Origin of the sequence: Pseudomonas sp. OVF7 (genome assembly GCF_030644265.1) — a bacterium.
GTDB lineage: Bacteria > Pseudomonadota > Gammaproteobacteria > Pseudomonadales > Pseudomonadaceae > Aquipseudomonas > Aquipseudomonas gorinensis.
Genome location: NZ_CP128996.1, coordinates 1,873,494 through 1,887,322, shown reverse-complemented (window position 1 = coordinate 1,887,322; position 13,829 = coordinate 1,873,494). Strand labels below are relative to the sequence as shown.

General features: G+C 61.2%; 15 protein-coding genes and 1 pseudogene. 11 read left to right on the top strand and 5 right to left on the bottom strand.

The annotated features are described in order from the left end of the window. Positions 1 to 96: 96 nt before the first annotated feature. The 5 genes from QU606_RS08470 (at position 97) to QU606_RS08450 (ending at position 3,402) form a co-directional block, all read left to right on the top strand. Complete coding sequence (locus QU606_RS08470; protein WP_304998295.1) at positions 97 to 378, top strand: hypothetical protein; 282 nt, start codon at positions 97 to 99, stop codon at positions 376 to 378. A 549-nt stretch (positions 379 to 927) separates the two neighbouring features. After that, positions 928 to 1,485, top strand: a complete 558-nt coding sequence (locus QU606_RS08465) for a cytochrome b (RefSeq protein ID WP_069075461.1) — start codon at positions 928 to 930, stop codon at positions 1,483 to 1,485. Between the two features lie 43 nt (positions 1,486 to 1,528). After that, positions 1,529 to 2,080 carry a tetratricopeptide repeat protein gene (locus QU606_RS08460; protein WP_193690320.1) on the top strand — a complete coding sequence of 184 codons (552 nt, stop codon included), beginning with the start codon at positions 1,529 to 1,531 and terminating at the stop codon, positions 2,078 to 2,080. A 60-nt stretch (positions 2,081 to 2,140) separates the two neighbouring features. Beyond that, entirely contained in the window at positions 2,141 to 2,638 is a 498-nt protein-coding gene (locus QU606_RS08455) for an RNA polymerase sigma factor (protein WP_041161116.1), read from the top strand. Next, a complete protein-coding gene (locus QU606_RS08450) occupies positions 2,635 to 3,402 on the top strand; it encodes an anti-sigma factor (RefSeq protein ID WP_024074007.1) in 768 nt (255 codons plus the stop codon). Before QU606_RS08455 ends, QU606_RS08450 begins: the two co-directional genes overlap by 4 nt. Here the strand turns inward: QU606_RS08450 and QU606_RS08445 are convergent. Next, on the bottom strand, positions 3,391 to 4,365 hold the full coding sequence (locus QU606_RS08445) for a LysR family transcriptional regulator (RefSeq protein WP_024074008.1): 975 nt from the start codon (positions 4,363 to 4,365) through the stop codon (positions 3,391 to 3,393). The two genes, QU606_RS08450 and QU606_RS08445, sit on opposite strands and share 12 nt — an antisense overlap. Positions 4,366 to 4,522: 157 nt before the next feature. On the opposite strand from QU606_RS08445, the gene QU606_RS08440 reads away from it, so the two are divergent. The 5 genes and pseudogenes from QU606_RS08440 to QU606_RS32860 all read left to right on the top strand — a co-directional run bounded on the left by QU606_RS08440 (position 4,523) and on the right by QU606_RS32860 (position 9,990). Beyond that, positions 4,523 to 5,842: an MFS transporter gene (locus QU606_RS08440; protein WP_304998294.1), complete on the top strand. Its 1,320-nt coding sequence runs from the start codon at positions 4,523 to 4,525 to the stop codon at positions 5,840 to 5,842. A 13-nt stretch (positions 5,843 to 5,855) separates the two neighbouring features. After that, positions 5,856 to 7,085, top strand: a complete 1,230-nt coding sequence (locus tag QU606_RS08435; RefSeq protein ID WP_304998293.1) for a Zn-dependent hydrolase — start codon at positions 5,856 to 5,858, stop codon at positions 7,083 to 7,085. A gap of 68 nt (positions 7,086 to 7,153) precedes the next feature. Beyond that, positions 7,154 to 8,179, top strand: a complete 1,026-nt coding sequence (locus QU606_RS08430) for a histone deacetylase family protein (RefSeq protein ID WP_304998292.1) — start codon at positions 7,154 to 7,156, stop codon at positions 8,177 to 8,179. Between the two features lie 185 nt (positions 8,180 to 8,364). Next, positions 8,365 to 9,132 (top strand): annotated as a pseudogene (locus tag QU606_RS32865) (MCP four helix bundle domain-containing protein); the annotation flags it as partial. Further along, positions 9,127 to 9,990, top strand: a complete 864-nt coding sequence (locus QU606_RS32860) for a methyl-accepting chemotaxis protein (RefSeq protein ID WP_370531108.1) — start codon at positions 9,127 to 9,129, stop codon at positions 9,988 to 9,990. The pseudogene QU606_RS32865 and the gene QU606_RS32860, both read left to right, overlap by 6 nt. 36 nt (positions 9,991 to 10,026) lie before the next feature. Here the strand turns inward: QU606_RS32860 and QU606_RS08420 are convergent, their stop codons facing one another. Together QU606_RS08420 and QU606_RS08415 are read right to left on the bottom strand one after the other, a co-directional pair. Further along, positions 10,027 to 10,236: a cold-shock protein gene (locus QU606_RS08420; RefSeq protein ID WP_024074013.1), complete on the bottom strand. Its 210-nt coding sequence runs from the start codon at positions 10,234 to 10,236 to the stop codon at positions 10,027 to 10,029. 70 nt (positions 10,237 to 10,306) lie between these two features. Continuing rightward, positions 10,307 to 10,519, bottom strand: coding sequence for a cold-shock protein (locus QU606_RS08415; protein WP_024074014.1), 213 nt, complete (start codon positions 10,517 to 10,519; stop codon positions 10,307 to 10,309). A gap of 268 nt (positions 10,520 to 10,787) precedes the next feature. Between QU606_RS08415 and QU606_RS08410 the strand changes: the two genes are divergently transcribed. Continuing rightward, on the top strand, positions 10,788 to 11,690 hold the full coding sequence (locus QU606_RS08410) for a LysR family transcriptional regulator (RefSeq protein WP_024074015.1): 903 nt from the start codon (positions 10,788 to 10,790) through the stop codon (positions 11,688 to 11,690). On the opposite strand, the gene QU606_RS08405 is transcribed toward QU606_RS08410, so the two are convergent. Further along, positions 11,682 to 12,440 (bottom strand): substrate-binding domain-containing protein, encoded by a 759-nt coding sequence (locus tag QU606_RS08405; RefSeq protein ID WP_069075456.1) that lies wholly within the window; start codon positions 12,438 to 12,440, stop codon positions 11,682 to 11,684. The genes QU606_RS08410 and QU606_RS08405 overlap by 9 nt on opposite strands. Then, positions 12,440 to 13,744: an MFS transporter gene (locus QU606_RS08400; RefSeq protein ID WP_102625591.1), complete on the bottom strand. Its 1,305-nt coding sequence runs from the start codon at positions 13,742 to 13,744 to the stop codon at positions 12,440 to 12,442. The genes QU606_RS08405 and QU606_RS08400 overlap by 1 nt, the downstream gene beginning before the upstream one ends. Positions 13,745 to 13,829 lie beyond the last annotated feature (85 nt).

Here is a 13,829-nt window from a genome sequence, read left to right as displayed (position 1 = left end):
GGTAAAGCGGCAAGCGCGCCTATGGCTTGCTGGCAGCTGCCATCTAGGGTTACAAGTCACCTCGCTCACAGCCAGCTCCACGAACAACGGAAATGTATGGAAGCCAGTGATGAGGTTTACCAGATACTGAGTGACGCGAAAGCTCTTGCTCGGCGTTATTACCACCTGACTGGCAAGCCGTTGGGTGTCACTGGTGAGGTCGCAGAATACGAGGCGGCTCGTATCCTCAATCTCGAATTGGAGCTTGCTAGGCAAGCCGGTTATGACGCGACGGAAATAAGGGATGGGTTGACTATCAGAATCCAAATCAAGGGCCGGTATTTCTCCAATCCCCAGATGCGAGGCGGTCGGGTCGATCGACTTAAAACAGTCCTTTGATACCGTTCTTCTAGTGCTGCTCGATGGCAATTACAACGCTTTCCAAATATATGAGTCTGTTAGACCCGCAGTTGAGGCTCTTTTGACTAGAGCTGGACCAAAAGCTAGGACCGAGCGTGGATCGGTCGGTATCAGCCAATTCAAAGCAATCAGTACGCTTCGTTGGGAGCCAGTGACGTCAGGGGCTACGTCCCGCAAATCCCGATTGGCGAAGATACAAAGACTCAAAGCATAGGAGCGGCAGAGGAAAAGTTTTAGGGCAAAATTAGGGCAGATTCAGGGCCGCCATAGACCGCATGGAACCATGAACAAAGGACGAAAAACGCCGTATTTTCTGGCCTTAAGCGGTATGCAGGGGCGTCAGAAGGGGTTCGAATCCCTATCTCTCCGCCATTACATAGAAAAAGCCCCGTAGCTGAATAATCTACGGGGCTTTTTCGTTTCCGGGTATTCGCTTGGCAACGGCTGAAGCACATCTATTTTTTTTGCGCCTCACCGAATAACTTTCCCCGCTGCGGTGTTCACTACTCACACCATCAGGGAATGCCCATGAACATACCGACCGACCGCTACGACCGTTGGACCCGCATCTTCCACTGGCTCACCGCTGCCGTGGTGATCTTCATGTTTGCCAGTGCCCATCTCTGGGAAAACCTGGAGAAGGGCACGCCGCTGCGCAAGGGCCTGCAATCGCTGCATATCTCGCTCGGCATTGCGATGGCGCTGTTGATTGTCGTGCGGATCGCCTGGCGATTGATTGCGGGTCATCATCCAAAGTCCGACAGTCCCCGGGCGCTTAACCTGCTGGCGAAAATGGCGCATGGTTGCCTGTACCTGTTGCTGTTGGCGCAGATCGTCCTGGGCTTTATGTTTCGCTGGGCTCAAGGCGAGCCGTTCAATTTCTTCGGGCTGTTCCCCATTCCTGCTCCCGTTGTGATTGATCACGAATGGAGGGGCGCCCTGGGTGGTCTGCATGACAATGTGGCATGGGCGATCATCCTGCTGGCGGGCCTGCATGCCGCGGCTGCGCTCTGGCATCACGTTGTCGTCGGCGACAACACGCTGCGCCGTATGCTGCCCGGTTCAGGTAATGCGCTTCAAAAGTGATGTTCGCTGTTGCACCTCCCCATCGTTACGGAGCATGACAACCATGAAAAATCGCCACGAACACCCCGTCACTTACCGCACCGCGCTGTTTTTCAGTGCTTGCCTGGCCGCCGCTTTACTCGCAGGCCCAGCTCACGCCTCCGGTGACGAATCGGCCCCGCCCAAGCCTAACTGCCCGAAAGGCCAGGTCTGGGATACCAAGAGCGGAAAATGCGTGCTGCAAACCAGCAAAGCCACTTCGGACGCCGACCGTACCGATTACGCCTACCGCCTGGCCAAAGATGGGCGCTACGACGAAGCCCTGGCATTGCTCGATACCCTGCAAAACCCGAACACCGCCAAGGCTCTCAACTATCGCGGCTATGCCACGCGCAAACTGGGGCGCACCGATGAAGGTATCGGTTATTACCTGAAGTCCGTCGCGCTCGACCCCAAGTACGCGCAGGTTCGCGAGTACCTGGGCGAGGCCTATGTGATCAAAGGGCGCGTCGACCTAGCGCAAGAGCAACTGGTGAAAATCAAAGCCTTGTGCAGCACCACCTGCGAAGAGTACCAAGACCTCGCCGAAGCTATCGCCGCCGCGCCACAGGCTTGAAACCGATGAGTGAACCGACAGGGGGCAGCCATCACCAGAGAGGCTGAGTTTCGTCGCGAGCTGGGCCTGTTGTTGCCGCGTTTATGGCGATATGGGTTGGTGTTGTCGCGGCAAAAGCATCTGGCCGAAGACTTGGTGCAGGCGACCTGTGTGCGAGCATTGGAGCGTGCCGGGCAGTTCGCGGCCGGCACGCGCCTGGACCGCTGGCTGCTGTCGATCATGCATTCCATCTGGCTCAACGAGGTGCGTTCGCAACGGGTACGCCAGGGGCAGGGGTTTGTCGAAGGTGAACAGGCGTTGTCCTTCGATGGCGAGAGCCAGGCTCAGGATCAGGTATTGGCCGCGCAAGTGATCAAGCTCGTTAACGGGTTGCCTGAAGCACAGCGGGAAACAGTGTTTCTGGCGTACGTCGAAGGGCTTTCCTACAAGGAAATTGCCGAGGTGCTGCATATTCCCGTCGGGACTGTGATGAGCCGGTTGGCCGCCGCCCGCTTGAAACTGGTGCAGACCACACCCTCTACGGCCCAGCAGGATAAATCCAGCGGAGAACGGCGATGACTCAGACTAACGTACCGTCCGATGAGTGGTTGGTGGCTTATCTGGATGGCGAGCTGGAGGTGGAGCAGCGGGCGTTCATCGCCGATCAGGTCCGCACGGACCCGGTGCTGGCTGCACGCCTGGAGGCTTTGCAGTGCGCTGACTTACCCTTCAAGGCCGCCTTCGACTCGGTGCTGGGTCAAGCACCTACCGCGCGGATGCAGGCAATGCTCAACGCCTTGCCAGCGGCACAAGCCCCAGCGCTGAGTCGACGTCGCTTCCTGGCCGTAGCCGCCGGTTTTGCCGTGGCAGGCGCAGTTGCCGACCGCCTGTTCATCAGTTGGCCTCGCGCGCAATCCGCTCAAGGCTGGCGTGCCTCGGTTGCCGAATACATGGCCCTGTACACACCGCAGACCCTGGAAAACCTCAGCGCTGATCGCGCCTCTCACATCGCCCAACTCAATGGCGTGGGGGCACAATTGGGGCTGCCGTTATCTCCAGAGGCGGTAACTCTGCCCGGCGCCGAGTTCCGGCGTGCGCAGATCCTCGACTATGAAGGCGTAGTGATCGGCCAATTGACCTACCTGGATCCGCGCCATGGTCCATTGGCACTGTGTATCACCGCCAGCCAAAAGGGCGCGCAGCCCGTCGCTACCGAGCAGCGCCGAGGCATGAATGTGGTGTATTGGGCCAGCCTGTCCCATGGCTTCATGCTGATCGGGAGAAACACATTCGAGGATTTGCAGATCATGGCCAGCCGCGTCGAACGGACGTTAATAGCTTGAACCCGGTGAGCCGGCATCGTCTGCTGCACTCGCCAACCGCCCCAACAGCGACTCAATGAACACCGTTTCCGCTCGACTCATCTTCTGCTCCCGATGCCACAGCAAGTGGATATCCACATCGGCAATCCCCTCATCCGGCGGCAGCCGCCACAGCAGCCCGTTCTTCACATCTTCCGCCACCACGTGAACCGGCAGGCAGCCCAAACCAAACCCGGCGATCACCAGGCGGCGTACCTCTTCCAGGCTGGACGACGACGCCACGATCCGCCCGCTGAAGCCCTGCTGATCACGAAAGATCGTCAGCGGCGATAGCATCCCGCCGATTTGATCACTGGTGAAACTCACGAAGTTCTCCGACTGCAAATCCCCCTCCGCCAATCCGCTGCGTCCGAACAGGGCATGGTGCTGTCCGCAAAAGAACGCGTAGCGCTGGCGCAGGAACAGATGCTGCTCCAGCCGTGGCTGTGGTCGACGGTTGAGGCTCAGGCCCAGGGTGGCGGTTTTTTCCAGCAGGGCGGCGACGATGTCGGAGCTGCGCATCACCTCTACTTCCAGGTCGACCCGTGGATGTTCACGATGGAAGTCCGCGAGAAACTCATCGAAAAGGTCCGAGTTGATCCGACTGATCATCAGCAAACGCACCTTGCCGATCACTTCATCGCCAGGTTTCTGCAGGGCGTTGCTCATCTGCGAGACCTGGCCGTACATCTCGCCGGCAATGGCGAAGATCTGTTCACCGGCCTCGGTCAGTACGAAGCGCGGGCCACGGCGGGCGATGAGTTGGCAGTCGAGTTGTTCTTCCAGGCGCTTGAGGGCCTGGCTGATCGCCGGTTGGGTCAAATGCAGGCGGGCGGCGGCGCGGCTGATGCTCAGTTCCTGGCCGATCACGCGGAAGGTGCGCAGCAGGTTCCAGTCCAGGCGGTCGTTGAGCAGGGGGTGAATATCGCGACGGGGTTCGGACATGGCGCGGCTCAATAATAAGCAGAATTTATAATTGGAATAATAAATAGAAAATTGACTAATCATAGCCCCGCGACGATAAATCACCCCTGGCAAGCGCCATCAGAGCGCATGCGTTCGACCTTTCTCCTGCCAAAAAAATAACCAAAGGAGCCCGCCCATGAAGCCTTCCGCTTCGCCCCAGCCTCGCCGTGCTGCGGCCGCCGCTTTTATCGGCACCATGATCGAGTGGTACGACTTCTACATCTATGCCACCGCCGCGGCGTTGGTGTTCGGTCAGCTGTTTTTCCCTTCCGAAGACAAATTGTTCAGCACCATGGCGGCGTTCGGCACCTTTGCCGTAGGTTTTTTCGCGCGGCCGTTGGGCGGCATCGTGTTCGGGCATATCGGCGACCGCATTGGCCGCAAGAAATCCCTGGTGATCACCCTGGTCATGATGGGCGTGGTCACCGTGTGTATCGGGCTGCTGCCAACTTACGCGCAGATCGGCGTCGCGGCGCCGGTCATGCTGGTCCTGCTGCGCGTCGTGCAAGGTATTGCCGTCGGTGGCGAGTGGGGCGGTGCGGTGCTGATGGCCGGTGAGCATGCGCCCAAAGGGCGGCGGAACTTCTTCGCGTCCTTTGCCCAACTGGGCAGCCCGGCAGGGTTGATCCTGTCGCTGCTGGCGTTCAGCGCGGTGACGCGTTTGCCGGAAGAAGACCTGCTCAGTTGGGGCTGGCGCCTGCCGTTCCTGGCCAGTGCCTTGCTGCTGATCGTGGGCCTGGCGATTCGCCTGGGCGTAAACGAATCCCCTGAGTTCCTCGAAGACCAGGCGCTGGCGCAAAAGGCCCGGGCGATCAAGCCCGACCAGGCCCCGGTGATCGAAGTGCTGAAAACCGCGTGGCGCCCGTTGTTGCTGTGCATTGGCGCCAACACCCTGGGCATCGCCGGCGTGTATTTCACCAACACGTTCATGATTGCCTACAGCACTCAGCAACTGGGCTTACCGCGCTCGTTGATTCTGGAGTGTTTGTTCTTCGTTGCCATCATCCAGTTCTGTGTCCAGCCGCTGGCGGCCTGGGTGGCGGAGAAGGTCGGCGCCACGCGGTTTCTCTGCGCGATGACGGTACTGGCGATGGCTTCGCCGTACCCGATGTTCGTGCTGGTGAGCAGCGGCCAGGCGCCGTTGATCATCCTCGGCATCGCCCTGGCCGTGGTGTGCATGGCCTCGTTTTATGCGGTCATCGCCGGCTTTGTCAGCGGCCTGTTTGAAACCCGTGTGCGCTATACCGCGATTTCCCTGGCCTATCAGGTGTGCGGTGCGCTGGCCGGTGGTCTGACGCCATTGATCGGCACCTGGCTGGCCCATGCCTACCAGGGCCAATGGTGGCCGATGGCGGTGTTTTACAGCCTGATCGCGGCGGTCTCGCTGGTGTGCGTATTGGCGTTATCGCGCCGCCACGCCACCGCCCACCGTCTCGAAATGGCCCCAAGTGTCTGAGGGGAGATGGGTAATGTTGAAGATTAATGGCCCGCGCCTATGGGCCAGCCTGATGGCCATGGCTGAAGTGGGCGCGACCGCACGCGGTGGCAGTTGCCGCCTGGCCTTGAGCGCAGAGGACCAGGCCGGTCGCGAGCTGTTCAGCCACTGGTGCACTGCGGCGGGGCTGACCTTGAGCGTGGATGCCATCGGCAACCTGTTCGCCCGCCGCGCCGGGACGGAGGAGGACGCCGCCCCGGTGATGATGGGCAGCCACCTCGACACTCAGCCGGAGGGCGGGCGTTTCGATGGTGTCTACGGTGTGCTGGCTGGCCTGGAAGTGATCCGCAGCCTTGACGACCACGGCATTCAAACGCGTAAACCGTTGGAAATCGCCGTATGGACCAACGAGGAGGGCGCCCGGTTTACCCCGGCGATGCTTGGCTCGGCGGTCTTCACTGGCGCCCTGGCGTTGGACAAGGCCCTGGCCAGTGTCGACGTGGACGGCATCAGCGTGGCCGAGGCCTTGCGCGCCATCGGCTACCACGGTGAGCGCGCGTCAGGTGGTGCGGTGGATGCGTATTTCGAAGCGCATATCGAGCAAGGCCCGATCCTGGAAGACAACGCCAAGAGCATCGGCGTGGTCACTGGTGGCCAGGCGATTCGCTGGCTCGACGTGCGCGTCACAGGCATGGCGGCGCACGCCGGCACGACGCCGATGCCGCTGCGCAAGGACGCGCTGTATGGCGCTGCGCAAATGATCCAGGCGCTGGAAAGCCTGGCCAAGGATTTCGCTCCCGAGGGCCTGACGACCGTTGGTGAATTGAGCATCGCCAAATCCTCCCGTAACACCATCCCCGGGCTGCTGCATTTTAGCGTCGATCTGCGCCATCACCGCGACACCGACCTTGATGCCATGGAACAGCAGGTGCGCAAACAGTTGCAGGCCATCGCCGCGCAACGTGGGCTGGACGTCACCATCAGCCCCCACTGGATCAGCCCGGCGACACCGTTCGATGCGCAATGCGTGGCCTGCGTGCAAGCCGCGGTGGACGCCTTGGGCTACAGCCAGCAGCGGATCGTCAGCGGCGCCGGTCACGACGCGATTCACCTGGCACGCTATTGCCCCAGCGCAATGGTCTTCATCCCCTGCGTCGGCGGCCTCAGCCACAACGAAGCCGAAGATGTATTGCCCGAAGACGTGCGCCAGGGCACCGATGTATTGCTTAACGCCGTGTTGGCTCGCGCCGGCCAGGCCACATGACCACTCATACCTGAAGACTGGCGCCGTCCCGCTCAAACAGGGGCGCAGTGTTCATCCAGGAGCCTCTTATGCGTACGTTTTTCCACCCCGAACAGCTGCTGCACCATCCGCGCAGCTACTATTCCCGCGGCCAGATGCGCACGCCGCAGGAAGTCCCCGAGCGTGCCCGCAACCTGCTGCTGGCCGCGCAAACCCTTGGCTTCGATATTCAACAACCGCAGGATTATGGACTTGAGCCCCTGCTGGCCGTCCACGGCGCGTCTTACCTGACTTTCCTCCAGCAAGCCCACGCGCTCTGGAAAGAAATCCCCGAGGACTGGGGCGACGAAGTCATGTCCAATATCTTCGTGCGCGAGCCCAACGCCCTGCGCGGCGTCCTGGCCCAGGCTGCGCGCTACCTGGCCGACGGCAGTTGCCCGGTGGGTGAACTCACCTGGCGCTCGGCGTATTGGTCAGCCCAAAGCGCCGTCGCCGCCGCCAGGGCCATCCTCGACGGGGCGCCCGCAGCCTATGCACTGTGTCGCCCGCCAGGTCATCACGCGCGCTTCGATGCGGCAGGCGGTTTCTGCTACATCAATAACGCGGCCGTCGCGGCACAGGCGTTGCGCGAAGGCTTCCAGCGCGTCGCCATCCTCGACACCGACATGCACCACGGCCAGGGCATCCAGGAGATTTTCTACGACCGCGACGACGTGCTCTATGTGTCGATCCACGGCGATCCCACCAACTTCTACCCCGGCGTCGCCGGCTTCGCCGAAGAGCGTGGCAACGCCGCCGGTGAAGGCTTCAACCTCAACCTGCCGATGGCGCACGGTGCCAGCGAGGCGGTGTTTTTTGCACAACTGGAGCGGGCGCTCAAGACGGTCAAAGACTTCTCGGCGCAGGTGCTGGTGTTGTCCCTGGGCTTCGATATCTACGAACTCGACCCGCAAAGCAAAGTCGCGGTGACGCGCCAGGGGTTTGCGCAGTTGGGAGCCTGCATCCGTGGGCTGGGGTTGCCCTGTGTGATCGTGCAGGAAGGGGGGTATCACCTGGAGACGCTGGACAGTAATGCCCAGGCGTTTTTCGACGGCCCACAGGCTTGGAGCATGTAATCAGGCAACTTTTCAGGAGCTGAAACTGAAACGCCTGCTGGGCTCCATGCCCCGCCGGCGTTAAGGGGGTGCCAACCAACGTGGAACTCGTTGGCAACACTTTTTTTCGTGGGGCTAAAGTACTGCCCCGGCAGGCCGAAACGCTCTCATACGATGTCATATCCCTAAAAAGAGAGCCGCCAAACATGTCCCTTCGCAGCCTGTCCATCGCCCGTCGCGCGGGCTTGGGTTTTGCCCTGATTGCCTTGCTCGTCGCCCTGTTGGGTTTTTTCGCGCTCTCGAACATGGCCAGCATTCGTGCCAGTGCGGTGCAGGTGGAAAGCGGGCTGGTGCCCAAGATGCGCATGGTGGCGGACATTCGCGAAATCATGCTGCGCATTCGTACGATTTCTTTGCGCATGGCGCTGGACCCGAACCCCGCGAGCATCCCGCAATACCGCAGCCAGATGGACACTCGTAGCCAGGACCTGGCCAAGCGGCTGGCCGACCTCAACGCGGTGATCGACACCCCCGAGGTGCGCGCGTTGTATGAGCAGTTCCAGGTCTCGCTGCGCCAATACCAGCAGGGGCTGGCCCAGTCGTTTGTCCTGGCCGACCAGCAGCAGGGCGCCGAGCTCAACAAGTTGCTGCTGGTGGACATGAAAACCGTGGTGGATGGCTCCGGAGCCCAACTCAACGCCCTGGCCGACTACTACAACGCGCAGATCAACCAGCAGGGCCAGGCGGCTGAGGCGCAGTACGGCCGTTCGCGCACGATGGTCTTCGGTTTTGTGCTGCTGGCCGCGTTGAGCACCGTGGCGCTGGCGTGGTTGCTGACGCGCAGCATCGTCGGCCCCTTGAGCCATGCGGTGCGGGCCGCAGAAAACGTTGCCCGAGGCGACCTGACCCAAACGGTGGCGGTGACCGGCGACGATGAAGTGACCCGCCTGCTCGTGGCACTCCAGAGCATGCAAGCCAGCCTGCGCGGGACCTTGCAACTGATTCGCCAGTCGGCCGGTCAGTTGGCGTCTTCCGCCACCGACCTCAATGGCATCACCGACCAAAGCAGCCGCAGCCTGCAAAAACAAACCGCTGAAATCGAGCAGGCCGCCACGGCGGTCAACGAGATGACCTCGGCCGCAGATGAGGTGGCGCGCAATGCGGTGTCCACCTCCGAATCCACACGCCTGTCCAATGAAACGGCGCGCGAGGGCCAGCACCGAGTGGGCGAAACCGTCAGCGCCATTGAAGCCCTGAGCACCAACATCGGCGAAACCTCGACCCTGGTACAGAACCTCGCCGAGCAATCGCGGGATATCGGCAAGGTGCTCGACGTGATTCGCTCCATCGCCGAGCAGACCAACCTGCTGGCCCTCAATGCCGCTATCGAAGCGGCGCGGGCCGGTGAGTCCGGGCGTGGTTTTGCGGTGGTGGCGGACGAAGTGCGTGCACTGGCCCACCGTACCCAGCAATCGACCCTGGAAATCGACCAGATGGTCACCGCGATGCGCACGGGTTCCGACCAGGCACTGACATCGATGCAGTCAAGTACCCAGCGCGCCACTGACACGTTGGCCCTGGCTGAAGGAGCCGGTGGTGCATTGAGCCAGATCACCGACTCCATCGACCAGATTCACCAGCGCAACCTGGTGATCGCCAGCGCCGCCGAGGAGCAGGCCCAGGTGGCCAAGGAGGTCGATCGCAACATCGTTAATATTCGCGACCTGTCTGCCCAGTCGTCTTCCGGCGCCGGGCAGATCAATGGGTCGAGCCGTGAATTGGCGCAGTTGGCGGTCGCCCTCAACGAGGCGGTGGCACGCTTTCAGCTGTAGTGACGTGCGCCGTGAGTGGCGGCGGGCAGGAAGGCGCTAATTCAGCGTCGGTTCTTCCTCGATCTTTATATTGACCGCTTGCCACTCACCCCCCGGCCCCCGTTCCAATTCGTAGCTGACGATTTGCCCCTCGCGCAGCACTCGACCGCCCTGGGCGGTGCTGCTACGAAAGAACACGTCTTGCGTATCATGGACGGCAGTTTCGCTGCTGATGAAAATTGCAGTCTGTGGAGTTGTTCTGGACATGGCCGTTCTCCTTTTTCAGTGCAATACATGGCCCGTGGTGGGCGGGGTGAAGCGGTCATCCAACGGTTTATCAACCGACCACTTGGACTTTGTCGGCCTGCATGCCTTTTTGCCCTTGCACCGCTTCGAAGCTGACTTTCTGTCCTTCTTTCAATGACTTGAATCCAGTGCCTTCAATCGCCCTGAAGTGTACGAACAGGTCGGGCCCATCATCCGGAGTGATAAACCCATAGCCTTTTTCATCGTTGAACCACTTCACCGTGCCGTTCTGTCTGTTGCTCATTGTTCGTACCCTCTAAACCCTTGTGTCCTGATGCGCGCCGATGCAACGCGACATACTTAATAAAAGCCCCGCGCCTGCCAGTCGTCAACACGGCGCGAGACCAACGGTACTGTCATTTCTGACAGGTTTTCAGGCCGTCAAAGCGCGCCATACTGCGCAGTTTCATGCTGAAGACCCGCAGTGTTCGGGCGGCCGTCCGCTCGCGCATGGCGCCCTGTCGTCGCCCATACGATAATGCCGGCATTCCGATTCCCACTGGCCATCCTCCGTGATCATCAATTTCGACCTCAACGACCTCCAAGCCTTCCGCGCCGTGGTAGACAAGGGCAGTTTTCGCGCCGCCGCCGAGGCCATCCGGATTTCGCAGCCGGCCCTCAGCCGCCGTATCGAAAAGCTTGAATCCGCCCTCGATGTGAAGCTGTTCGAACGCACCACGCGCCGGGTCAGCCTGACCATGGTCGGGCGTGCATTCCTGCCTCAGGTCGAGCGCATGCTCGACGACCTCGACATTGCCCTGATGGGCATCAGTAACGTGGCGTCCACGCGCATGGGCGACGTCACCATCGCCTGCGTGCCGTCTACGGCGTATTACTTCATGCCCCACGTGATTTCCGAGTTCCACAAGCTGTACCCGAAGATTCGCCTGCGGGTGCTGGACGCCAGTGCCGGTGAGGTGTGCAGCGCAGTGGGGAGTGGCGAGGCGGATTTTGGCGTGAGTTTCAGCGGCAGCCTGGCCGATGAAGTGGAATTCGAGTTGCTGATGCAGGAGCGCTATGTACTGGCGTGTCGTCGGGACCACCCGTTGGCCGGACGCGACAGCGTGACCTGGGCCGAGGCCTACGAGCACGACTACATCACGGTGGACAAGACGTCGGGCAATCGCGCCCTGCTGGACCAGGCCTTGCACGGCGTGCGGGTGAAAAAACCGAGCGTCTGCGAGACACACCACGTGACCACGATGATCGGCTTGGTAGAGGCGGGGCTGGGGGTGGCGATGGTGCCGTCGATCGCCATGCCGGCGGGCGAACACCCGATTCTGGTGAGTGTGCCGCTGGTCGAGCCGCCGGTGATGCGCAACGTGGGCTTGATCAAGCGTCGCGGGCGGACATTGCCGCCCGCGGCGCTGGAGTTGGAGCGGTTGGTGCGGGAGATGCCGTTTCGGTCAGCGTGACACCGAGTCCAGGCCGGTGGATTGCACCAGCGGTTGTGCCTCGGGCGAGGCCAGGTACTGCAACAGTGCCTTGGCCTGGGCCGGGTGTTCGGCGTTAACCGGAATGCCCGCCGCAAAGCGCGTCACCGACTGCACGTCTTCCGGGATCTTGCCCACGTAAGTCACCCCCGGCACCGGCAACAGTTCCGCGACCTGTTGCAAGCCCACCTCGTATTCACCCTTGGCAACCTTCTCGGCCACCGGGATGCGTTCGATCATGCTGCCCTTGGCGGGCATGCCGAGTTTCTTGAACAGCTCCTTCTCGACATACACACCGCTGGCGCTGTCCGAATACGCTATGGACTTGGCCTTGAGCAGCACGGCCTTGAGCTCGGCGTCGGTGCCAATCGCCGGTTTCGCCGCGCCTTCTTTCACCACCAGGCCGATGCGCGAATCCGCCAATTCCACGCGGGACGCCGGGTCGACTTTGCCTTGCTTGATCAACTCATCCAGGGCGTAGCCGACCATAATCACCACGTCGGCGTGTTCGCCACGGGCCAGGCGGTTGGGAATCGCTTCCGGCGCCTTGCCCATCGAGGGGCCGAGGATCGTGTCGAGGGTATCGCCGCTCTGTTTGGCGTATTGCGGGCCCAGCAATTTATACGCCGCAGTGAAGCCACCCGAGGTCATGACCTTGAGTTCTTCGGCCTGGGCCGTCAGTGCCAGGGTGCCGAGGGCCAGGGTCGTCAGGGTCTTGAATAGCGTCTTCATCACACGGCCTCCTGCATCACTTGCCCACGGGTGTTGGCCCGGCGATACAGCGCCAGGGTCGAGCACAAGGCGCACAGCGCGGCAAACATCATCCAGTAGGCCGGGGAGGCCTTGTCTTCGGTGAGGTGGATGAACCAGGTGGAAATCGCCGGAGTGAAACCGCCAAAGAGTGCGGTCGCCAGGCTATAGGCCAGGGAGAAGCCCGCCACGCGCACTTCCACCGGCATGATTTCGGTCAGCGCCGGGATCATTGCGCCGTTGTACATGCCATAGAGGAAGGAGAACCACAGCAGGACTTCCAACATATGCGCAAAGCTCGGCGCGTTGACCACGTAGGACAACGCCGGGTAAGCAGTGAGAACCGTCAGCACGGTCATGGCGACCAGTACCGGCTTGCGGCCAAAGCGGTCGCTCAAGGTGCCGCCGATGGGCAGCCAGACAAAGTTCGACACGGCCACCAGCAAGGTCACCAGCAGGGCATCGGAGGTGCTCAGTTGCAGCACGGTCTTGCCGAAGGTCGGCGCGTACACGGTGATCAGGTAGAACGCCGTGGTGGTCATGGCGACCATCAGCATGCCGCCGATGACCACAGTCCAGTTCTTCGCCAGGGTCGCCAACACTTCGCGCATGGTGGGGCGATGTTTGCGGTTGGCGAACTCTTCGGTTTCCTCCAGGTTGCGGCGCAGCACGAAGATGAACGGGATGATCACGCAACCAAAGGCGAACGGGATACGCCAGCCCCAATCGGCCACCACGGCCGGTTCCATCCACACATTCAGGCCATAGCCCAATGCGGCGGCCACCACGATGGAGATCTGTTGGCTGCCCGATTGCCAGCTGGTGTAGAAGCCCTTGCGGCCGGGCGTGGCCATTTCGGACAGGTATACCGACACACCGCCCAGTTCTGCGCCGGCCGAGAAACCTTGCAGCAGGCGGCCGATCAGTACCAGCAGCGGGGCCCACAGGCCAATGCTGTGATAACCGGGCACCAACACGATCAGCAGCGTGCCGCTGGCCATGATCGACAGGGTCACGATCAACCCTTTGCGGCGACCGACGTCGTCAATGTAGGCGCCCAGAATGATCGCGCCCAATGGCCGCATCAGGAAGCCTGCGCCGAACACGGCGAAGGTCATCATTAATGACGCAAACTCATTAGCGGCGGGAAAGAACGCGGCAGCAATGTAGGTGGCATAGAAGCCGAACAGAAAGAAGTCGAACTGTTCGAGGAAGTTGCCCGAAGTCACGCGGAAAACCGCACCAATTTTCGAGCGAGCGGCGTCAGGCCGAGAAGGGCTATTCATGGTTTTGTGTCTCCAGCGTTCTTTTAAAGTGCTTGTTTCGCTTAAGACCGCGGATAGTGGCTGACACATTTAGAAATGATAAGTG

Excerpts from the sequence above, each read along its gene's own strand:
- QU606_RS08440 (WP_304998294.1), top strand. The coding sequence starts at position 4,523 with ATGAAGCCTTCCGCTTCGCCCCAGCCTCGCCGTGCTGCGGCCGCCGCT.
- QU606_RS08470 (WP_304998295.1), top strand. The coding sequence starts at position 97 with ATGGAAGCCAGTGATGAGGTTTACCAGATACTGAGTGACGCGAAAGCT.
- QU606_RS08405 (WP_069075456.1), bottom strand. The coding sequence starts at position 12,440 with ATGAAGACGCTATTCAAGACCCTGACGACCCTGGCCCTCGGCACCCTG.
- QU606_RS08415 (WP_024074014.1), bottom strand. The coding sequence starts at position 10,519 with ATGAGCAACAGACAGAACGGCACGGTGAAGTGGTTCAACGATGAAAAA.
- QU606_RS08400 (WP_102625591.1), bottom strand. The coding sequence starts at position 13,744 with ATGAATAGCCCTTCTCGGCCTGACGCCGCTCGCTCGAAAATTGGTGCG.
- QU606_RS08465 (WP_069075461.1), top strand. The coding sequence starts at position 928 with ATGAACATACCGACCGACCGCTACGACCGTTGGACCCGCATCTTCCAC.
- QU606_RS08445 (WP_024074008.1), bottom strand. The coding sequence starts at position 4,365 with ATGTCCGAACCCCGTCGCGATATTCACCCCCTGCTCAACGACCGCCTG.
- QU606_RS08430 (WP_304998292.1), top strand. The coding sequence starts at position 7,154 with ATGCGTACGTTTTTCCACCCCGAACAGCTGCTGCACCATCCGCGCAGC.
- QU606_RS08420 (WP_024074013.1), bottom strand. The coding sequence starts at position 10,236 with ATGTCCAGAACAACTCCACAGACTGCAATTTTCATCAGCAGCGAAACT.
- QU606_RS08435 (WP_304998293.1), top strand. The coding sequence starts at position 5,856 with ATGTTGAAGATTAATGGCCCGCGCCTATGGGCCAGCCTGATGGCCATG.
- QU606_RS32860 (WP_370531108.1), top strand. The coding sequence starts at position 9,127 with ATGCAAGCCAGCCTGCGCGGGACCTTGCAACTGATTCGCCAGTCGGCC.
- QU606_RS08460 (WP_193690320.1), top strand. The coding sequence starts at position 1,529 with ATGAAAAATCGCCACGAACACCCCGTCACTTACCGCACCGCGCTGTTT.
- QU606_RS08450 (WP_024074007.1), top strand. The coding sequence starts at position 2,635 with ATGACTCAGACTAACGTACCGTCCGATGAGTGGTTGGTGGCTTATCTG.